Consider the following 19,802-nt stretch of genomic DNA (forward strand, 5'->3'; position numbering starts at 1 on the left):
TCGGTGCGGGCGGTGAGCATCAGCACCGGGAGGTCCGGATCGTCGAGGCGCACGCGCCGGCAGACCTCGAGGCCGTCCATCCCGGGCAGGCCCAGGTCGAGCACGAGCAGGTCCACCTGGCCGCGCCGCACGCGCTCGAGCGCGGCGGCGCCGTCGGTGGCGACCTCGACGGCGTACCCCTCACGCTGGAGCGCCCGGGACAGGGGCTCGGCGATCGCGGCGTCGTCCTCGGCCAGCAGGACGGTGGTCACCGGATCAGCCTATCCCCCGCCGGAAGCGCGGCCGGGCGCCGCGACGACGCCGTTCGGGGCCGCTACACCGCCTCCCCGACGAACCCGGCGACGAGGTCGAACGCGGAGACGCCGTACACCTCCTCGACGGCGTTCGCGGCGACGTGGCAGGTGCGCAGCCGCTCGTACGGCGTCAGTCCCATGCGGCTGATCTGCAGGTAGGTGTTGTTGAGCGCGAACCGGTAGAGCTGGAAGTAGTGCGCGTTGAACACCTCTTCGCGGTACCGGGCGCTGTTGAACATCAGGTTGTGGAAGTCGGTGCGGGGCGGGCCGTCCGCCGTGGGAGCGCCCACCCTCGGGAAGAGCCTGTCCTCCCTGACGAGGGCGGCCGCCCGGCGCGCGAACCGGCGCGCGATGTCGGCCCACTCGCGGACGAACGGCACGGGCTCGCCGTCCGGCGTGCCCTCCAGCGTCGCGATCACGTCCCGGACCCGTCCCGTGAGGACGTCGCGGCGTTCCCGGTAGTGGGCGTCGAACCGCGCCCTGGTGCCGTCGGGGTCCTTGCTGCAGAACAGGAACCCCTCTGCGTGGGAGCGGTACGAGATGAACGCGTGCTCGATCGGCGGCGCGACGGTGTGGGACGCCGCCAGCATCAGACCGAGGCTCAGCAGCTCCTTCGAGTCGGCGCCGGACCGCGCGTGCTCGAGCATCTCGAACAGCAGCGCGGTTCCGGCCGCCGCGTGGTCGGCGACCAGCTCGGCGACGTCCCGGTTGCCGAGCACCTCGACGCGTGCGTCGTACGGCGGGTACTGCAGCGAGTTGTCCGGGAACCAGGGGCTCAGCGGGCCGGACTCCTGCTCGTAGTCGGCGAGCATCCGGTGGGTGGGCAGCTCGGCCCTCTCGTCCAGCTGCGAGGTCGACGGGTGGGAGCGCAGGTAGCCACCCACGGTCCGCTCGACGGTCGGCCGCACCACGTCGCGCCACGACTCCGGGTCGGTGTGGACGTGCAGCCGCAGGTGCGGCCCCCGCCGCCAGTGCCGCACCACGTACGCGCGGTCGACCGCCGGACGCAGCTCGTCGAGCAGGGGCCGGACCGCGTCGAGGATCAGGGCGTCCTTGTCCAGCTCGTAGTAGTAGATGTGGGCGCTGTGCCACGCGGCGGTGGGCATGCTCACTCCTCCTCGTCGAGGCCGTTGAGTGCGGCGGCGGCCATCCCGGCGATCTGCACCTCGGCGGCGCCGTGCACGCCGAGGCGGTTGAACAGCAGGTGGGTGCAGCGGAGCACGACGGCAGCGGCCGGACGGGTCGCGGGCGCGGCGCAGGCGGCGAGGTGCCCGAGGGGGGACGCGGTCTCGCTCGGCGCGAAGCTGCCGTTCAGTGCCGCGGTGGCGAACGTCTGGTGCAGTGCCCGCACCGACCGCAGCCACGTCGCCAGCTCCCCGCCCAGCCCGGTCGCCGCGTCGGCGTTCGCGGCGGCCCAGAACCGCCGCGCCTGCTCGCGCAGGCGGGGGGTGGCGCCGACGCCGTCCGGTCGTGGCAGCCGGCGCGCGGCGTCGGCGGCACGGGGCTCGCACACCGCCACGGCGAGCATGAGCGCGGCCAGCGCGACCGCCCTGCGCCGATCCATCGCAAGCCCTCCTCGCAGGAGGCGCAGTGCGAGCGCGCTCGACTCGGCGAAATGCGCCTCGGCCGCGGCGAGCGCCGCCCGTTCCCCGTACACCGCCGACTCCGGCCGGTAGGGGACGAGCTCGACCGAGTCCACCGCCCGGACGCGGTCGTCGTACTCGGCGAGGCGCTCGGCCCGCGCCCAGCGCGCGGCGACCTCGCGGTAGGCATCGACCACGTCTGCTGGCGCAGGACCGGCGGGGCGGCTGCGCAGGTGCCGGGCGCAGCGCTCGACGACCCGCGCGCTGACCTCCTCGGCGTGCTCCGGTGCGGCGGGCCGCACCCTCAGGCGCAGGTGCGGCCCGCCCTCCCAGTAGCGCAGGAAGAACCAGGAGCCCAGCGTTCCCGCCGAGGACAGCTCGTCGACCAGTGGCCCGACCGCCTCGACGAGGACGGCGTCGAGGTCGCCGCGGTGGAACACGTGGATGCTGACCCACTCCCGCTGCGAGCGGGGCGGCACGAGGGTGTCAGGCATCCGCCGCCACCTCCAGGACGTACTCGGTGACCCGCCGCCCGTGCGCCCCGTAGCGGGGGGCAGCAGCGAGGCCGGGGAGCACCTCCTCGAAGGCGACCACCTCGCCCGCGCCGAGGTGGCGCGCCGACCGGTCGAAGGCACCGAGCAGGAGAGGGCTTGCCGCGTCGAGGTAGAGCGGCTTGTGCGCCTTGTCCCAGCTGCGCCCACCCAGGGTGCGGACGAAGCAGCGCTGCGGGAGGTCGTGACGGTGCCGCCAGTGCGCGAACCGCAACAGGAACCCGGCGTCGGTCTCCCCCTTGGCCCGCCGCGGCAGCTCGGTGGCGGGGACGCACGCGACGGCCCGCGCCAGCACGAGCCTGCCAAGCTCCAGCCGCGGCCTGCGACGTACGCCGTCGACGGCGGGGCCGAGGCCGACGGTGCCGAGCTGCACGTGCGGGACGAACGCCGTCTGCGCCTCGCCGAACACCCGGACCATGAACCGCAGCGCGGGCGGCAGCAGCTGCTCGACGAGCATGCCCAGGGCGAGCGGGAGCACCTCGGCTCCCTCGGCGGTGCGCAGCACGAGCCGGCCGCGCTCCGCGTCGTACCCGACGGCGAGCTCGTGCAGCGCGATCCCGCCGTCCGCCTCCACGCCCGGGTAGCGGATGGCGTGCGGGACGGCCGCGGACCGCACGTTGAGCGTGGTGCCGAAGGCGGCGGGGCACTCCGCGAGCAGGAGCGAGCCCGGCGCCGGAGCCGCCCGCAGCGGCGGGACGTCCTCGCCGTGCACGGAGAGGAGGTGGTGGATCCGGCTGGTCCCCCAGCCGTGGCCGGTGCGGACCGCGTTGACGACGAGCCGTGGGCCGTCCGGGGCTCCGGCCTCCTGACCGAAGCACGAGACCGACCGCGGCGCCCGCACCGGGGACGGCCACGATGCGGCCAGCCGCTCGACGTCCGCGGGGTCGACCTCGATGGTCCCGTCGCCGCGCCGAGGGCCGTCGAACAGCGTCTGCAGTGCGGCCGTGCGCAGCTCGGCCAGCGGCTCGGGCAGCGGGTGGTCGGTGGTGTGCAGCTCGCGGTAGCAGTCGAGGAACCCGACGGTCGCCCCGGCGCCGAACCGGGCGCGGAATGCGGCGGCCGCCCCGGCCGCTGCGGCGAGGTGCGGGTCGGTGATCGCGAGGAACCTGCGTAGGACGTCGAGGTCCGCGAGCACGGGCTGCCACGCCGACGACCGGGCGTTCACCACTGGCCCGGCGACGACCGCGTTCTCCCGGACGAGCTCCTTGTCGGGCACCGTGCCCTGCCGCCGCGGCGCGAGCCGCCCCGCCAGCGCCTCGATCTGCGAATGGACGGTGCGCAGCCGCCGTGCCCGGGCAGCGGCGTCGGGCAGCCCCGGATACCCGGTGACGGCGGCCCGCAGGTCCTCCAGCGCGGCGCCCACGGCGGCGGCGAACGGCCCGGCACCGCTGCCGGCGAGCCACGCGATGATGCCGGCGAGCGGATCGGCGTCCTGGTCGCGGAACGGGCGTACCCGCTCGAGGAGCCCGACGGTGACCAGATCGTCCACCCAGGCACGGCACCGGTGTTCTGGCTCGCCGGTCACCGCCTCCAGCCGCCCGACCACCTCCCCCACCGCGGGCTGCGCCGCAGCCAGGTCCCAGACGATCCGCAGCGCGTCGGTGAATGCGGCGTCCGCCACCGGTTCGCCCGGGCCTGCGGCGAGGAACCGGACGCGCCCGTCCACCTCCGTCGCGCTCGGGTTGCGGCGCACCTGCACGTGGTCGCGCAGCTCGGCACGCAGTGCCAGCGCGGACCAGATGCCCTCCACCGTGTGGCGGTCGAGCTCGGGGACGCCGTGCCAGCGCAGATCGGCGATCGGCTCGACGGCCGCGCCCGTGGCCACCCAGCGTCCGAGCCCGCTGAACCCGAAGGACGCGTACGGGCTGGTCTTCGCCGCAGCCCGGGCCAGGTACTTCACCGCGCGCAGCAACGAGGAGCGGCGCAGCTCCTTCCCGTTGTCGACCCAGTCGCCGACGGCCGCGGCGAGGCTCGCGCTGCCCAGGACGAGCCCGAAGCGGAACGCGGGCTCGGCGACCGCCTTGCGGAGCTCGCTCGTCGCCCGGGCGGTCTCCTCCGCGACGAGCTCGGACAGGCCCGCGACCTGCTCGTCGGCCAGTGCGCGCCGGGCGAGCCACGCGTCCACGCGGGCCGCCACCTCCGCCGGGAGCGCCGCCCGCGCCTGCGGCGACCAGGCGCGCGGCCCGGGTGGCCGGAGCTGGTGGACGGCCCGCCGGAGCGCGACGAGCTGCGACCTGGTGCTGCCCTCCGGGACACCGCCGATCACCGCGTGGAGGAGGTCGCACAGCTCGGCGGCGTCGGCACGCAGCCCGTCGGTGGTCTCGACGTGCTCGGCGACGGCGGTGGCGCAGGAGCGACCGGTCAGCGCCTCCAGCTCCTCGGCGGCCGCCCCCGCCACGCGGACGCCGAACGTCGGCGACGCGATCCAGCCGGGACCGGACGGGGTGGGGTCCTCCGGTGCTCGCGACACGGTCCCTCCGGCGGCAGTGGTCGGGTGAGGGGCGGGCCGCGCGCGGCCGAGGGGACGGACGCGCGCGGCCCTGATCAGGTCGGACCGACTCAGATCTCGACGCCCTCGTCGGGCATGTCGATCGAGGAGCCGGCCGTCACGTGGCAGCTGGTGCTCAGGCCGCCCGGGCAGTTGCACCAGCAGGAGGCCCCCAGCTCCGGCGCGCCGTGCCCGTAGGCGACGGCGTCCAGCGAGCCAGCTGGGACGACCTCGACGGTGTCGACCACGAGACCGGTGAGGTCGAGGGACGGCTTGTGCTCGCTCACTTGGTATTCCCTTCCTCGGGTGTGACGTGGCTCGCGCCACATCGATCGCAGCGTAAGGATCGTTCAACGATCCAGCAAGGGGTCGATTCTCGAAGGGGATCGCGCTACGTTGACCTGCGCCGGTCGTGCGGATGCGACCTGCGGGAGGAGGTCCCGGCGATGCGACCGCTGCTGCGCGACCACGTCTGGTACGTCAGCGCACCGGACGGGGCGTACGTCCACGGTCTCGGCGGCGCCTGCACCCTCACGGGCAGCCACACCTACGAGCTGCTGGACCGGGTTGCCCCCCACCTCACCGGCGAGCAGACCCTCGACCAGCTCGTCGCCGGGCTCCCCGACCGGCAGCAGACGGCCGTCCGGGACCTGGTCGAGGCGCTCGCCGCGCAGCAGTTCGTCGTCGACGCGGGGAACGAGGACCGGCCGCACACCCTCACCGCGGGCGAGCTGAGCACCTACGCGGCGGAGATCGCGTTCATCCGGTTCGGGCTCGACTCCGCCGAACGGCGCTTCCAGCAGCTGCGCGAGGCGCGGATCGGCCTGGTCGGGGACGGCCCCGTGCTCGGCGAGCTGCTCCGCGCCGGCGTGTGGTCGGGCTGGCGCCACACCCGGGTGGTCGCTGCCGCCGCGGACGTCGACTCCCTCCTGGCCACGCCCCGCCGCGACGACCTGCAGGAGATCCGGGTCGACCCCGCCGACGGACCGCTCGATGCCTGGCTGCCCGGGCTGGTCCGGGACCTCGACGTCGTGCTGCAGGTCAGCGGGGACGCGAGCCGCGCGGATTTGATCACCGTCGCGCGCGAGTGCCACCGCACCGGCACGCCGCTCGGCCAGCTGCTCGTCGACCGGGCCGAGGCGTGGATGGTGCCGGTGGGCCCTGCGGCGGAAACGGCCGCCGAGTCGTGCTGGCGACGCCTGGCGCCCCCGCCCCGGACCGAGGACGACTGGCTGCTCGGGCCGGTCCCCGGCCTCGTCGCCGCGCAGCTCGCGCTCTCCTGCACGAGCCACCTGACCGGCCTCGACACGCTCCCCGCACCGGACCGCCCTCCCGGCGTGCCGGTGCTGATCGGCACCGACCTGCGCACCCTCGTGACCCGCATCCACCGGGTGTCGGTCCACCCCCGGGCCGAGGCGCGCGAGCGGTCTCCGGAGGCGGCTCCCGAGGAGCGGATCGGCGGGCCGGCCGTCGACGGTGCCGCGCTGCTGGACACCGCCGCCGACCTCGTCGACGCCCGCACCGGGCTGCTCAGGTCGCTGGCCGAGGACGAGCTCGTCCAGGTTCCGCTCGCGGTCTGTCGCGCCCGGGTCGCCGACCCCGGCCCGGTCCTGCCGGCGTGGGTGCAGCCGCCTGCGGTGTACGGATGGGGCGCCGACCGGCGGGCCGCGCGCCTGCGTGCCCTCCTCGCCGGGCTGGCCGTCAACGGGTCGCTGACGGCGCCGGCGAACCCCGGTGACCTCTGGGGCGTCGACCCGATCAGCGGCGCCCGGCACCGCGTCCGCGCGCTACCGGCCCCGGTGGTGCCCTTCCAGCCGCCCGTCGGCGCCGCGGCCGCGCTGTCGTGGGACGACGCCGTCGTCACCGGTCTGCGCGACCACTGCGAGGCGATCCTGCGCGGCGACGATCGACCCGACCGAGCGGTGGTCGACCTCCCGGCGCTCGTGGCCGAGACCGACGACGCTCGCGTGGCCGAGCTGCACGACCTCCTGCGCATCGCCGGGCTGGACGTCCGCGTCGAGGACCTCGGCGACCGCCTCAAGCTCCCCGCGTTCTCGATGCGGGCCGGGACCGGCCTCCGGGCCACCGTGTGCGCGACCACCGTCGCGGACGCGCTGCACGACGGCCTCGAACGCCTGCTGCTCCAGTGGCAGACCGGTCTGCACCCGGGCCGGGCACTCGCCCCGGCCCGCACCGGGGACGGCTCGGGGATCCCGGAGCTCGTGGAGGCGCTGCAGCGGCACGGGCACGTCCCCGTCGTCGTCCCCACCGCGCACGACCCCGCACTGCGGGAGCACCTGGGGCACGTCGTGCAGGTGGTGCTGCACGGTGACTGACACGGCGTTCGCCCCGGTCGTCACCGCACCGGTCCTGCTGGTCGGCTCCGGCCGCGTCCACGCGGCCATCGCATCGGCGCTCACCGGCCGCAGCCGGGCGGTGGGGGCCGACGAGGCCACCGACCCCGGAGCCGCCGCGGTGCTCGTCGCCGCGACCGACGCCGACGACCCGAAGGGCCTCCGCCGCCTGCAGCGCGTCGCGGCCGACCGCGGGATCCCGTTCCTCCCGGTCCGCGTGGAGCGCGACCGCGTGCTCGTCGGGCCGGCCGCGCACCCGGCCGAGCCGGGCTGCCCCACCTGCGCGATGCGCCGCCGCCGGGTCAACCGGGACGACGCACCGGCCCGCGCGGCCCTCATCCGCGAGCACGGTCCCGCACTCGCCGCGACACCGAGCGTCCTCGTGACGCCGGTCGTCGCGCGCGCCGTTGCCGGCGTCGTCGCCGACGAGGTCGAGCACCTCGCCAGTGGCCGGGACGCAGAGCGCACCGGCCACGCGCTGGTCAGCGTCTCGCTGCGGACCGCCGCGGTCCACCGGAACCCGGTCCTCCCCGACCCGCTGTGCCCGGACTGCGCCCGGCTGCCCGCCGACGGCCCCACCGCCGCGATCCTCGCGCCCCGTCCGCTCCCCAAGCCCGTGCCGTCTCGGATGCGGCTCACCGACCTCACCACGCGGGCCGCCGAGCTCCGCGAGCTGTACGTCGACGCGGAGACCGGGGTGATCGCGTCGATCGGGAACGACACCCGCGGCGGCATCCCCGTGGCCGTGGCCCGGCTCGAACCCGGCTCCGACGGCGACGACAGCAGGCACGGCTTCGGCCGGACCGACAGCTTCCTCGGAGCCGACACCACGGCGCTCGCCGAGGCGCTGGAACGGCTCGCGATGTTCCGCCCCCGAGGCCGCCGGACGGCCGTGCGGGCCGCCTACGCGGACGTGGCCGACCGGGCGGTCGACCCGCGCACGCTCGGCCTGTACCCCGACGGCCGGTACGAGCGCCCCGGGTTCCCGTTCGCCCGGTTCGACCCGGCCGCCCCGCTGCGCTGGGTGTGGGGCTACTCGTTCGGCCGCTGCGAGCCGGTGCTCGTCCCCGAGAGCTACGTCTACCTCGGGGTGGCGACGCCCGACGAGCCTGCTCTCGCGTTCGAGTGCTCCAACGGGTACGCGCTGGGCAGCACCTTCGAGGAGGCCGTCCTGCACGGGTTGCTCGAGGTCGCCGAGCGCGACGCATTCCTCATGACCTGGTACGCGCGGCTCCCCGTGCCGCGCGTGGACCTGGACTCGGCAACGGACCGGCGCATCCCGCTGCTGGCCGAGCTGGTCCGCAGGCGGCTCGGCTACGAGGTCGTGGTCTTCGCGACCACCCTCGAACAGCGCATCCCCGCCTTCTGGACGATGGCGGTCGACCGCGTCGGCGGGCCCGGCCGGCCCGCCCTGATGTGCGCCGCGGCGGCGCACCCCGATCCGGAGCGCGCGCTGCGCTCCGCGCTGAACGAGGTCGGGCCCGGCATCGACGGCTTGCGGCGGCGCTACGAACCCGAGGCGGCGTCCCGCATGCTGGCCGAGCCCGACCTCGTTCGCGTCATGGACGACCACGGGCTGCTGTACGGGCACCCGGAGGCGGCCGCGCGGCTGGGCTTCCTGCCCGTCGACGGCCCGCGCCGTGCGCTGTCGGAGATCGCGGGGGCAGGCGAGTGGCCGCACCACGACGACCTCGCCGACGACCTGGCCGGGCTCGTCGGGCGCTACCTCGGCTCCGGGCTCGACGTCGTCGCGGTCGACACGACCTCGCCCGAGCACCGGGCAGGCGGCCTCGCCTGCGCCAAGGTGATCGTCCCCGGCACGCTCCCGATGACGTTCGGGCACCCGTTCCGGCGCACGCACGGCCTGCCGCGGCTCGCCACCGTGCCCCGCACGCTCGGGTTCCGCGACGACGACCTCCCGGAGGCCGCCATCAACGCCGACCCCCACCCGTTCCCGTGACGGCCGGGCTGCGCGCCACGCGGGCCTACCTCGCCGCCCGCCCGGACGCCGATATCGACTGGGCGGCGGCACCGCCCCGGTACAAGCGCTACCCGCCCGCAGGTCGCTCGGTACTGCCGTGGAACAGCGGGTCCGACCCGCTCGCCGGCCTGCTGCGCGACCTCATGGGCCTGCGCCCGCGGTGGAGCTACCCGGTGGCGCTCACGGGGACGGCCCGGCAGGAGCGCCCGCTGGTTGACGTCGGCCGGCCGGTGCCGTCGGGCGGCGGGCTCCACCCGGTCGAGCTCTACGTCTGCACGGGCCCCGGCTCCGGGCGCGCCGCCGGGCTCTACCACTACGACCCGGCCCACCACTGCCTCGACCTCGTGCGCCCGGGGGACCACCGGGCCGCGATGAGCGGCCTGCTCGACGCGCCCCCCGCCGTCCTGCCCGACCTGGTCGTGGCCTGCACGGCGGTGTTCTGGCGCAACGGCTTCAAGTACCGCGACTTCGCCTACAACCTCCAGTGCCAGGAGACCGGTGCGCTCGCCGCGCAGTTCCTCGCCATCGCAAAGGCGCTCGACCGGCGCGCGAGCGTGCACGTCATCTTCCGCGACCGCGAGGTGAACGCGCTGCTCGGCGTCGAACCTGCGGCCGAGGGCGCGCTCGCGCTCCTCACGCTCGGAACCGACACCGCCGCCCGGATCGAGGACCTGCCGACCGCAGCCGACCTCACGGCCACGCCCGCCGCGGCGCCGCTCGACGCGTCGCCGGCCGTGCCCACCACGCTGCCGCACCTCACCCGCCTGCACACCACGGCCGCCCGCCCCACGCGGGTCCGGGACCACGTGCCCCGCTACCCGGGAGCCGCCGCAGGTGGGCCGCGCGTCCCGCTCCCGGACGCACGGCCCGTCCGGCTCGCGGACGGCGTGGCCGGCCGGGCGTCGCCCCTCGCCGGGTACCGGCGCGATCCGGTGGACGCCGACGCGCTCGCCGCCGTGCTCGCCCACGCGGCGCGCGGGTACCGGGGAGATCTGCCCGGGGCGTACGCGGCGCCCGTGGCCGTCGACCCGCACGTCGTCGTCGACCGGGTCCGCGGCCTCGCACCGGGGGCCTACCGCTACGACGCGGACCGGAACTCGCTCGTCCAGGTCGGCGACGCGTCGGCGATCGCGCTGGTGCGCAACGGCCCGGTGCACGAGAACACCGGGCTGGGCCTGGCCACGGCCGCAGCCGTCGTCGTCCCGGTCGGCGACCCGCTGGACGCGGACCGGGGTCTCGGCGACCGCTGGTACCGGGTGCTGCAGATCGAGACGGGCCTCGTCGTGCACCGCGCCGCCCTCGCCGCCGCAGCCTGCGACCTCGGCGCCCGCATCCACTCCGACGGCGCCAACCGCGCGACCGACGCCGCAATCGGACTCACCGACCGCCCCGAACGGAGCCTGTCGTTCCTCCTGCTCGGCCACGAGCGGCGCGGACCGCGGTTGCCCGCTCCACCCCCGCAGCGGAGGGAACTGCCATGACCGTCCCGATGACCCTCGACCTGCCCGGCGCGCAGGAGATGTCCGCGGGCGACGCTCACGCGTTCGCCTCGGATCCCCCGGCGTACCTGCGGCGCCTGCAGGACCTCCACGGAGACGTCTTCCGCAACGGACCGGGGCAGGTGTACGTCGGACGCCCCGAGCTCGTGCAGCTGCTGCTGGCTCGCACCAACCGCGACACCTCCGCCGAGATGGACGTCCTCGGTGACATGCGGGCGCCCACCCGCAACCAGGTCGAGGGTTGGATGCGGGCCCGGCGGCTCGCCTCGACCGCGTTCCGGGAGCCCGCGGTGACCGCGCACCTCGGCGCGGTCGACCGCGCGGTGCGGGCGCAGCTGCGTGCCGCGTCGTCGGGCACCCCGTTCGACCCGATGGACGTGGCGCCGGAGGTGTTCGTCCACGCGGCACTGCCGTTCTGCATGCCCGGCACCGACCCGGCCGTCGCCCCCGCCGCCGTCGACGCCGCCCGGACCTTCCTCGACGTCATCGAGAACGGCATGGGCGCTCCCCCGGCGCAGCAGCGGGAACGGCAGGAGGCGGCTCGCTCGGCCAAGCAGGCGTTGCGGGACGCCACCGACGCGGTCTCCGCCCAGGACGCGCCGCTCGTTCCGGGATGCCCGCACACGGTCGTCCACGCCACGCAGGAGCTGCAGCCAGGGGTGCGCAGCCACGTGCTGACCACCGTCCTGTCCGCCGCCTCCGTCGTGCCGGGAGCGGCGCTGGCCTGGCTGTTCCACGAGCTCACCCGCCGTCCCACCGAGACGGCCCGCATCCGGGACGAGGCCCGGTCGCTCCCCGACGACCTCGACGGGTGCGCCCTCGCCGAGGTCCTGCCGTACGCACAGGGGTTCGCCAAGGAGGTGCTCCGGTTCCACCCGCCCACCTGGATGACGGGACGGGCCACCGGCGACCCGGTCGACCTCGGCACGCACCGGCTCCCGCCGCGTCAGTTCGTCTCGTTCAGCCCGTACCTGCTGCACCGCGACGCCCGCTGGTGGGACGAGCCGGAGCGGTTCCTGCCGGAACGCTGGCTCGGCTCGCATCCGCCCCACGCGCCGCACGCCTACCTGCCGTTCGGCTCCGGAACCCGCGTCTGCATCGCCACGCACCTCGGCGTCGCGGTCCTCGCCGTCGCGGCGGCCCGCCTCGCGTCGGACCACGTGGTGGAGGCCGCGGGACCGCTTCCGGTGACCTCCCGTTTCGGCGTGCCGATGCGTCCGGAGAACCTGCGGATCGTGCTGCGCGACGCGTAACCGCGCTGACGCCGTCCGCCGCAGCGGGGATCATCGACGGGTGTCCGACGACAACCGCCCACGGCCGCCCGCCACCGCCGACGAACGCACCATGTTCGCCGGCTGGCTCGACTTCCACCGCGCCACCCTCGAGCTGAAGTGCGCCGGCCTCACCCCGGCCCAGCTCGCCACCCGAGCCGTGGAGCCCTCGACGCTGTCGCTGCTGGGTCTGGTGCGGCACATGGCAGACGTCGAACGCGGCTGGTTCCGCCGCCGCCTCGCCGGCGAGGACGCGCCGCCGCTGTACTACTCCGACGACGACCCCGACGGCGACTTCGACAACCTCGACCCGACCACGGTCGACGAGGCGTTCGCCACCTGGCGCGCCGAGTGCGACCGCGCCCGGGAGATCGCCGCGGCACTCCCGTCCCTCGACGTGATGGTCACCGACCGAGCGGGCAGGAAGCTGTCGGCGCGCTGGGTGCTGCACCACATGGTGGAGGAGTACGCCCGCCACAACGGCCACGCCGACCTCCTGCGAGAGCGGATCGACGGCACCACCGGTGAATGAGGCAGGCTTGCCCCGTGGACGCCGATCTCCAGCTCGCCCTGCACCTCGCCGACGCGGCCGACGCGATCAGCCTCGCGCGGTTCCGGGCGAGCGACCTGCGGGTCACGCGCAAGCCGGACCGCACCCCCGTGACCGACGCCGACACCGCCGTCGAGGACGCGCTGCGCCGCACGATCGGCGCGGAGCGCCCCGGTGACGCGGTGCTCGGCGAGGAGCGCGGCGGCGCCGTCACCGACGCCGAGCGCGGCTGGGTGCTCGACCCGATCGACGGCACGAAGAACTTCTCCCGCGGCGTCCCGGTGTGGGCGACCCTGATCGCGCTCACCGTGCAGGGCGAGCCGGTGGTCGGGGTGGCCAGCGCCCCAGCGCTGGGCAGGCGGTGGTGGGCCGCGCGCGGCGAGGGCGCCTGGACCTCCGACCCCACCGGCACCCGGCGGATCACCGTCTCCGGGGTGGCCGAGCTGGCCGACGCCTACCTCTCCACCACCGACATCAAGACGTTCACCGAGCTCGGCCGCCGCGACGACTACCTGCGGCTCGTCGACTCGTGCTGGGAGACGCGCGCCTTCGGCGACTTCTGGATGTACTGCCTCGTGGCCGAGGGCGTGATCGACGTCGCGGTGGACGGCGCGGCGAACCCGTGGGACCTCGCCGCCCTCGTCCCGATCCTCACCGAGGCCGGCGGCACGCTCACCGACCTGTCCGGCGCCGAGACGTTCACGGGCGGCGACGGACTCGCGTCGAACGGGGCCGTTCACAAGGCCGCACTGTCGATCGTGGGCCGCCCCTGAGCCAGCACTTCACAGACCGAGCACGGACTTCGCACAGGGCGGGCCCTGTGTGAAGTCCGTGCGGGGTGTGTGAAGTGGCGTCAACCGCGGTCGGCGACCTCCTTCTCGTACTTCTCCGTCATGTGCGCGACCGCCGCCATCTGCTGCTCCGCGTGGCCGGACCGGCTCGCGCTGGCTCGGGCCTTGGCGTCGAGCGTGGCCTGCGCCTGGCCCTGGAACCGCGGCAGGACGTGCTGGGCGATCAGCTCGTACGAGCGCCGGGTCGCCTGCGGGTTCGCCCACTCGTGGGCGAGCAGCAACATGGCGCCGAACCCACCGGACTGGTCGACGAGCCGCTGCACCTGCGCGGCCGCGTCGTCCGCCGTGCCGATGGCGCCGATCCCGGCCGCGTTGACGAAATCGATCATCTCCCGGACGTCGCCGCCCTCCACCGCCATCTGCGGGAACGCGGCGACCTTCTGGAAGTACCGGAACCACTGCTCTATGCCGTGCTCGACGTCCCGGTAGGCCTGCTCCCGCGTCTCGGCCACGTGCATCAGCCCGACCAGCCGCCACGCGGCCCGGTCGACGCTGGTGCCGAACGCCGCCGCCCGCTCCTCCATGACGTTCCAGTGGTGGGCGAGGGCGTCGAAGCCCTCCTTGGTGAGCGTGGCCCCGATCGAGAGCAGCCCGACGCCGTGCCGACCGGCCAACCGCGGCCCGGTGGGCGAGGCCACCGCGGCGACGGCGACGTCGAAGAGCGGGTCGGAGTAAGGCCGCAGGTGCAGCCGGGCGTCGACCAGCTGGTGCGTGCGCGTGGTGGCGGTGACCGGCTCGTCGCCGCGCAGGAGCCGCATGACGATGTCGAGGTTCTGGTCGAGCAGCTCGCGGGTGTCGGTGGGGTTCAGGCCGATCATGGCCGAGTCGGTGGGCAGGGAGCCGGGGCCGACGCCGAGCATCACGCGACCGCGCGTGAGGTGGTCGAGCAGCACGATCCGTTCCGCCACCCACAGCGGGTTGTGGTAGCTCAGCGAGACCACGCCCGTGCCGAGCCGGATCCGCTTCGTGCGCTCCGCCGCCGCGGCGATGAAGATCTCGGGCGAGGCGATGATCTCCGAACCCGCGGAGTGGTGCTCACCGATCCACGCCTCGTCGTACCCCAGGTCGTCGAGGTGCTGGACGAGTTGCAGGTCGCGCTGCAGTGCCGCGGTCGGGTTCTCGCCCGCGGGGTGGAAGGGGGCCAGGAAGATGCCGAATCTCAGTCGGGTCACGAGCCGCTCCGGTCGTCGTCGACGGGGAGCTTCGACCGTGTCACGATCCGCCCGCGAGGTCACCCCTCCGATCGGTGGGGCCTCCGCTCGATGAGCGCGCCGATGTCGATCCGCATCTCGAACGGCTCCACCACGATGAGCTCACCGGTCGCTGTCTGGCTCTCCACGTAGCCGTCATCCGGGGCGCCCAGCCCGTAGACCGTGATCGATGGCGCGGGCGGGTCGAGGTCGACGACCCAGTAGTGCCCGATACCGGCGTCGGCGTACTCGAACGGCTTCATGTGGGTGTCGATCTTGCGGGACCCGGGTGAGATGATCTCGACGGCTAGCAGAACCTCGCTCGCCGGCACATGCTTGTCCGGCCCCTCCGTCGGAACCATCACGAGGTCTGGCGCGCGGACAGTCGCCGGCCCCTCGGCCTGCACGACGACCTCGAAGTCAGGAAGGACTTCCCAGTCCGGGGGAAGTTGTCGTTCCATTTGCGAGGCAAGGCGCACGAACGCCCGCTGATGCTTTCTTGCCGGTTTCGGCGACACGACGAGCACGCCCTCCTGCAGCTCGTAGTGCGCCGAGTTGTCCTCGGGCAGGGCGTCCCACTCGTCGAGAGTCATCAGCTCCCGGGGGATCGGCAGCGCCACCGCGCACCTCCTTGAAAGGTGGGTTCATTGTGTCGCACACCACCGACAGGACTAACCGCTCGCGCCGCGCCAACCGCTGCTAGCGGCACCTCACGGCGGTCCCACGACCCCTCTTCGTGCGTGATCCGCCGTAGGGCCGCGGCGTCAGTCACCCGCGAGCGCCCGCACCACCCGCGAAGGCGACGGCCGCCCCAGCCGCTCGGCCATCCACACGCTCGTCGCGACCAGTGCGTCGAGGTCGACCCCGTGCCCGATGCCGAGGCCGTCGAGCATCCAGACGAGGTCCTCGGTGGCGAGGTTGCCGGTGGCCGACTCGGCGTAGGGGCAGCCGCCGAGCCCGCCTGCGCTCGCGTCGACCGTGCGGACGCCGCGGCGCAGCGCGGCGAGGGTGTTGGCCAGTGCCTGGCCGTAGGTGTCGTGGAAGTGCACGGCGAGCTGCCGGACGGCCACCCCGGCGGCGACGCAGGCGTCCAGCACCGCGTCGACGTGGCCGGGGGTGCCGGTGCCGATCGTGTCGCCGAGTGAGATCTGGTGGCAGCCCATCTCGGCGAGCCTGCGGGTCACCGCCGCCACCTGCTCGGGGGCAACGGCGCCCTCCCACGGGTCGCCGAAGCACATCGAGACGTACCCGCGCACGCGCAGGCCGCCCTCGAGCGCCCGCTTCACCACCGGCTCGAACATGGCGAACTGCGAGTCGAGGGTGCTGTTGAGGTTGCGCTGGGCGAACGTGTCGGTGGCGCTCGCGAAGACCGCGACGTGCGAGACACCGGCGTCCAGCGCCCGGTCCATGCCGCGCTCGTTGGGCACGAGCACCGGGTAGTCGACTCCGTCGGTGCGCACCAGCAGGCGCAGCAGGTCGCCCGCGTCGGCGAGCTGGGGCACCCACTTGGGGTGCACGAAGCTGGTGGCCTCCAGCACGCGCAGGCCGGCGGCCGCGAGCCGGTGCAGGAACTCGGCCTTCACCTCGACCGGCACGATCGCCGACTCGTTCTGCAGCCCGTCCCTCGCCCCGACCTCGTAGATCGTGACGTGCTCCGGCAACCCTGGTGCGGGCACCGGCATCGGAAGGGGTCTCGTCACTGTTCCACCTCGCTACTGCCCCACTTCGTTGTAGAGCACCGCGTGCACCTGCCGCACGCCCGGTACGTCGTCGAACTCGAGCGACTCGTCCGAGTCGGCCTCGACGACCAGCGTGCCCGCTCCGAGCAGCCGTTCCAACAGGCTCTGCCGGATCTGCACGCTGCTGATCCGCCTGAGCGGGATGTCCATGCCCTGGCGGGTGAGCACACCCTCCCGCACCAGCACGCGGCGGTCGGTCACCACGAAGTGCGTGGTGCGCCAGCGCAGCACCGGGAACACGGTGAACCGCCCCACGAGCGCGAGACCGGCGACCGCGAGCCCGAGCCATGCCCACAGCGCCCAGCTCTGCGCGCTCACGACCGCGGCCAGGAAGCTCGCGACCCCGACGACGAGCAGCAGCACGACCACCGGCACGACCAGCATCTTCCAGTGCGGGTGCCGGTGAACGACCACCTGCTCGTCCTCCACGAGCAGGTCGTCCGGATAGGCCACGCCGCCACGGTAGGCGTTGTCCGGTGGCGCCGCGCAGATGGACGCGCGCGGTTACCCGGACGGGCGCAGGTGCACCACGTCGCCTGCGGCGACGGCGCGCCGGTGGCCCGCAGGGTCGAGCAGCAGGAGCCGCCCGTCGCGGTCGACGTCCTCGGCGATGCCGCGCCAGACCGTTCCACCCGGCAGCTCGACCCTGACCTCAGAGCCGAGGGTGACGCAGCCGCGCCGGTAGTCGGCCCGCAGCCGGGTGGCCTCCGCGTCGCCGCGGCCTGCCCGCCACACGGACTCCCGCTCGGCGAGGCAGCTCAGCAGGGTGGTGAGCACCTGCATGCGGTCGACGACGGCGCCCTCGGCGGCGAGTGACGTGGCACCCGGCTGGTCGGGGGGCGAGGCCGCGACGTTCAGCCCGATGCCCACGACGACGGCCGGCCGGACGGCGTCGGCGACCTCGGCGAGGATCCCCGCCGCCTTGCGCTGCCCGGCCCCGAGCAGCAGGTCGTTCGGCCACTTGAGCCCGGCGGGGACGTCGCACACCGCGCGGACGGCGTCGAGCAGCGCGAGCCCCGCGAGCAGCGGCAGCCAGGCGAACCGGGCGGGCGGCACGCCGGTGGGGCGCAGCAGCACGCTGACCGTGATCCCGGTGCCCGGTGGGGCCACCCAGGTGCGGCTGAGCCGTCCGCGCCCGGACTCCTGGTGCTCGGCGACGAGGACGGTGCGGTCCGGCGCGCCGTCGGCTGCGGCGGCGAGGAGGTCGGCGTTGGTGGAGCCGGTGCGCTCGACCACGTCGACCTGCTCCCACCGTCCGGTGAGCGCAGCCCGAAGGGCGGCTGCGTCCAGCGGCTCGACGGTCCGGTGCATGGCTGGTGACGCTACCGGCGAGTCACCGGGACCGCTTGGCTTTCCACGCACGGGCGACGGACGGCGGCCGGGCGTCGCCGGACGCGCTCCGGTCCGCGCCGACCCGCGCCGACCCGCGCGTGCAACCTCCCGGCTGCGTGACGCGCATCGCGTCGGCGCAGCCGCGGGCGGCGATAGGCTCCGGGGCCATGAGCGCCGCAACGGAGCCGTTCGCGTCCGGCCCCGACGAGCCGGACATCCACACCACCGCGGGCAAGCTGGCCGACCTGTACCAGCGCGTGGACGCCGCGGTGCACGCCGGCAGCGAGGCCGCCGTCGAGCGGCAGCACGCCAAGGGCCGCCAGACCGCGCGAGAACGCATCGACCAGCTGCTCGACCCCGGCTCGTTCGTCGAACTCGACGCGCTCACCCGGCATCGCTCCACCAACTTCGGGATGCAGGAGAAGCGCCCGTTCGGCGACGGCGTCGTCACCGGCACCGGCACGATCGACGGCCGGCCGGTGGCGGTGTTCAGCCAGGACGCCACGGTGTTCGGTGGCGCGCTCGGCGAGGTGTACGGCGAGAAGATCGTCAAGGTCATGGACCTGGCCGCCAAGATCGGCTGCCCGGTCATCGGCATCAACGACGGCGGCGGGGCCCGCATCCAGGAGGGCGTGGTCGCGCTCGGGCTCTACGGCGAGATCTTCGTGCGCAACGTCCGCAGCTCCGGTGTGATCCCGCAGATCTCGCTGGTGATGGGGCCGTGCGCGGGCGGCGCGGTCTACTCCCCCGCGATCACCGACTTCACCGTGATGGTCGACGGCACCAGCCACATGTTCATCACCGGCCCGGACATCATCAAGACGGTCACCGGCGAGGACGTCGACTTCGAGGAGCTCGGCGGCGGCCGGGCGCACAACACGAAGTCCGGCGTGGCGCACTACCTCGCAGAGGACGAGGCCGACGCCTTCTCCTACGTGAAGGAGCTGCTGTCGTTCCTGCCGTCGAACAACCTGTCCGACCCGCCGTCCTACCCGGCACCGGAGCCGACCGACGGCGCCATCGCCGACGCGCTCACCGACACCGACCTCGAGCTCGACGCGATCATCCCCGACTCGCCCAACACCCCGTACGACATCCACGAGGTGATCACGCGGGTGCTCGACGACGGCGAGTTCCTCGAGGTGCACGCGCTCTTCGCACCCAACATCGTCGTCGGTTTCGGGCGGGTCGACGGCAGGTCGGTCGGCGTGGTGGCGAACCAGCCCACCCAGTTCGCTGGGTGCCTGGACATCGACGCCTCCGAGAAGGCGGCCCGGTTCGTCCGCACCTGCGACGCGTTCAACATCCCGATCCTCACGTTCGTGGACGTTCCCGGCTTCCTCCCGGGCACCGAACAGGAGTGGAACGGGATCATCCGCCGCGGCGCCAAGCTGATCTACGCGTACGCCGAGGCCACCGTCCCCAAGGTCACTGTGATCACCCGCAAGGCCTACGGCGGGGCCTACGACGTGATGGGCTCCAAGCACCTCGGGGCGGACGTGAACATCGCGTGGCCCACCGCGCAGATCGCCGTCACCGGGGCGGCGGGCGCGGTCAGCATCCTCTACCGCAAGGAGCTCGCCCAGCTGTCGGGCGACGAGCTCGCCACGCGCAGGGTGGAACTCCAGCAGGAGTACGAGGACACGCTCGCCAACCCCTACATCGCGGCCGACCGCGGGTACATCGACGGCGTGATCCCGCCGTCGCACACGCGCGGTCACGTCGCGCGGGCGCTGCAGCTGCTCGCCACGAAGCGGGAGGCCGTCCCCGCGCGCAAGCACGGGAACATCCCGCTGTGACGGGAACCGAGGCGACGGGCACGCCGGAGGAGCGCAGGGCGGCGTTCCAGGTGGTCAGGGGCGAGCCGTCGGACGAGGAGCTCGCGGCGCTGACGGTCGTGCTCGCCGCCGTCGCCGCGCCCGCACCCGGCCCGGAGACGCCTCCGGCCCGGAGCCGCTGGTCCGATCCCGCCGCGCGGTTCCGGACGCCGCTCCACCCGGGCCCCGGTGCGTGGCGCACGTCGACCTGGCCGCGCTGACCGGCCGCTAAGCCGACCTCAAAGCTTCCTCAAGCCGGTGGCCGGGCCCGGTGGTGCAGCCCACACTCGGGGCATGGGCCGG

General features: G+C 74.5%; 18 protein-coding genes. 8 read left to right on the forward strand and 10 right to left on the reverse strand.

Annotated elements, in window-relative coordinates; genetic code table 11:
- The 5 genes from FB388_RS31905 to FB388_RS39715 form a co-directional block, all read right to left on the reverse strand.
- On the reverse strand, nt 1-251 hold a 251-nt coding region (locus tag FB388_RS31905; RefSeq protein WP_142106440.1), incomplete at its 3' end, for a response regulator.
- Nucleotides 252-313: 62 nt separating this feature from the next.
- Nucleotides 314-1,399 carry a thiopeptide maturation pyridine synthase gene (locus FB388_RS31910; protein ID WP_142106441.1) on the reverse strand — a complete coding sequence of 362 codons (1,086 nt, stop codon included), beginning with the start codon at nt 1,397-1,399 and terminating at the stop codon, nt 314-316.
- 2 nt (nt 1,400-1,401) lie between these two features.
- On the reverse strand, nt 1,402-2,370 hold the full coding sequence (locus FB388_RS31915) for a thiopeptide-type bacteriocin biosynthesis protein (protein ID WP_142106442.1): 969 nt from the start codon (nt 2,368-2,370) through the stop codon (nt 1,402-1,404).
- Nucleotides 2,363-4,897: a lantibiotic dehydratase family protein gene (locus FB388_RS31920; protein ID WP_170225941.1), complete on the reverse strand. Its 2,535-nt coding sequence runs from the start codon at nt 4,895-4,897 to the stop codon at nt 2,363-2,365. Before FB388_RS31920 ends, FB388_RS31915 begins: the two co-directional genes overlap by 8 nt.
- A gap of 89 nt (nt 4,898-4,986) precedes the next feature.
- Nucleotides 4,987-5,202 (reverse strand): hypothetical protein, encoded by a 216-nt coding sequence (locus FB388_RS39715; protein WP_170225942.1) that lies wholly within the window; start codon nt 5,200-5,202, stop codon nt 4,987-4,989.
- Nucleotides 5,203-5,361: 159 nt separating this feature from the next.
- On the opposite strand from FB388_RS39715, the gene FB388_RS31925 reads away from it, so the two are divergent.
- From FB388_RS31925 to hisN, 6 genes are all read left to right on the forward strand, one after another.
- Complete coding sequence (locus FB388_RS31925) at nt 5,362-7,251, forward strand: hypothetical protein (protein ID WP_142106444.1); 1,890 nt, start codon at nt 5,362-5,364, stop codon at nt 7,249-7,251.
- On the forward strand, nt 7,244-9,229 hold the full coding sequence (locus FB388_RS31930; RefSeq protein ID WP_142106445.1) for a TOMM precursor leader peptide-binding protein: 1,986 nt from the start codon (nt 7,244-7,246) through the stop codon (nt 9,227-9,229). Before FB388_RS31925 ends, FB388_RS31930 begins: the two co-directional genes overlap by 8 nt.
- Complete coding sequence (locus tag FB388_RS31935; protein WP_142106446.1) at nt 9,226-10,731, forward strand: SagB family peptide dehydrogenase; 1,506 nt, start codon at nt 9,226-9,228, stop codon at nt 10,729-10,731. Before FB388_RS31930 ends, FB388_RS31935 begins: the two co-directional genes overlap by 4 nt.
- Nucleotides 10,728-12,002, forward strand: coding sequence for a cytochrome P450 (locus FB388_RS31940; protein ID WP_142106447.1), 1,275 nt, complete (start codon nt 10,728-10,730; stop codon nt 12,000-12,002). The genes FB388_RS31935 and FB388_RS31940 overlap by 4 nt, the downstream gene beginning before the upstream one ends.
- Before the next feature lie 91 nt (nt 12,003-12,093).
- Nucleotides 12,094-12,552, forward strand: a complete 459-nt coding sequence (locus FB388_RS31945) for a DinB family protein (RefSeq protein WP_142107649.1) — start codon at nt 12,094-12,096, stop codon at nt 12,550-12,552.
- On the forward strand, nt 12,549-13,343 hold the full coding sequence (gene hisN, locus FB388_RS31950; RefSeq protein ID WP_142106448.1) for a histidinol-phosphatase: 795 nt from the start codon (nt 12,549-12,551) through the stop codon (nt 13,341-13,343). The genes FB388_RS31945 and hisN overlap by 4 nt, the downstream gene beginning before the upstream one ends.
- Nucleotides 13,344-13,423: 80 nt before the next feature.
- On the opposite strand, the gene FB388_RS31955 is transcribed toward hisN, so the two are convergent.
- From FB388_RS31955 to FB388_RS31975, 5 genes are all read right to left on the reverse strand, one after another.
- Nucleotides 13,424-14,593: an LLM class flavin-dependent oxidoreductase gene (locus FB388_RS31955; RefSeq protein WP_142106449.1), complete on the reverse strand. Its 1,170-nt coding sequence runs from the start codon at nt 14,591-14,593 to the stop codon at nt 13,424-13,426.
- A gap of 59 nt (nt 14,594-14,652) precedes the next feature.
- On the reverse strand, nt 14,653-15,231 hold the full coding sequence (locus FB388_RS31960) for a Uma2 family endonuclease (RefSeq protein ID WP_211362390.1): 579 nt from the start codon (nt 15,229-15,231) through the stop codon (nt 14,653-14,655).
- Nucleotides 15,232-15,375: 144 nt separating this feature from the next.
- Nucleotides 15,376-16,293, reverse strand: coding sequence for a hydroxymethylglutaryl-CoA lyase (locus FB388_RS31965; RefSeq protein WP_142107651.1), 918 nt, complete (start codon nt 16,291-16,293; stop codon nt 15,376-15,378).
- A 30-nt stretch (nt 16,294-16,323) separates the two neighbouring features.
- On the reverse strand, nt 16,324-16,803 hold the full coding sequence (locus FB388_RS31970; RefSeq protein ID WP_142106450.1) for a PH domain-containing protein: 480 nt from the start codon (nt 16,801-16,803) through the stop codon (nt 16,324-16,326).
- Nucleotides 16,804-16,854: 51 nt separating this feature from the next.
- Nucleotides 16,855-17,661: a biotin--[acetyl-CoA-carboxylase] ligase gene (locus FB388_RS31975; protein ID WP_142106451.1), complete on the reverse strand. Its 807-nt coding sequence runs from the start codon at nt 17,659-17,661 to the stop codon at nt 16,855-16,857.
- A 188-nt stretch (nt 17,662-17,849) separates the two neighbouring features.
- Between FB388_RS31975 and FB388_RS31980 the strand changes: the two genes are divergently transcribed.
- Nucleotides 17,850-19,481, forward strand: a complete 1,632-nt coding sequence (locus FB388_RS31980; protein WP_142106452.1) for an acyl-CoA carboxylase subunit beta — start codon at nt 17,850-17,852, stop codon at nt 19,479-19,481.
- Nucleotides 19,478-19,720 (forward strand): acyl-CoA carboxylase subunit epsilon, encoded by a 243-nt coding sequence (locus FB388_RS31985; protein WP_142106453.1) that lies wholly within the window; start codon nt 19,478-19,480, stop codon nt 19,718-19,720. Before FB388_RS31980 ends, FB388_RS31985 begins: the two co-directional genes overlap by 4 nt.
- Nucleotides 19,721-19,802: the final 82 nt, after the last annotated feature.

The organism is Pseudonocardia cypriaca, from assembly GCF_006717045.1.
In the GTDB taxonomy this organism is placed as follows: Bacteria; Actinomycetota; Actinomycetes; order Mycobacteriales; family Pseudonocardiaceae; genus Pseudonocardia; species Pseudonocardia cypriaca.

What these genes read in the sequence shown, in the direction of transcription:
- hisN (WP_142106448.1), top strand. Translation starts at nt 12,549, where the DNA reads ATGAGGCAGGCTTGCCCCGTGGACGCCGATCTCCAGCTCGCCCTGCAC.
- FB388_RS31910 (WP_142106441.1), bottom strand. Translation starts at nt 1,399, where the DNA reads ATGCCCACCGCCGCGTGGCACAGCGCCCACATCTACTACTACGAGCTG.
- FB388_RS31980 (WP_142106452.1), top strand. Translation starts at nt 17,850, where the DNA reads ATGAGCGCCGCAACGGAGCCGTTCGCGTCCGGCCCCGACGAGCCGGAC.
- FB388_RS31940 (WP_142106447.1), top strand. Translation starts at nt 10,728, where the DNA reads ATGACCGTCCCGATGACCCTCGACCTGCCCGGCGCGCAGGAGATGTCC.
- FB388_RS31915 (WP_142106442.1), bottom strand. Translation starts at nt 2,370, where the DNA reads ATGCCTGACACCCTCGTGCCGCCCCGCTCGCAGCGGGAGTGGGTCAGC.
- FB388_RS31965 (WP_142107651.1), bottom strand. Translation starts at nt 16,293, where the DNA reads ATGCCGGTGCCCGCACCAGGGTTGCCGGAGCACGTCACGATCTACGAG.
- FB388_RS31925 (WP_142106444.1), top strand. Translation starts at nt 5,362, where the DNA reads ATGCGACCGCTGCTGCGCGACCACGTCTGGTACGTCAGCGCACCGGAC.
- FB388_RS31975 (WP_142106451.1), bottom strand. Translation starts at nt 17,661, where the DNA reads ATGCACCGGACCGTCGAGCCGCTGGACGCAGCCGCCCTTCGGGCTGCG.
- FB388_RS31945 (WP_142107649.1), top strand. Translation starts at nt 12,094, where the DNA reads ATGTTCGCCGGCTGGCTCGACTTCCACCGCGCCACCCTCGAGCTGAAG.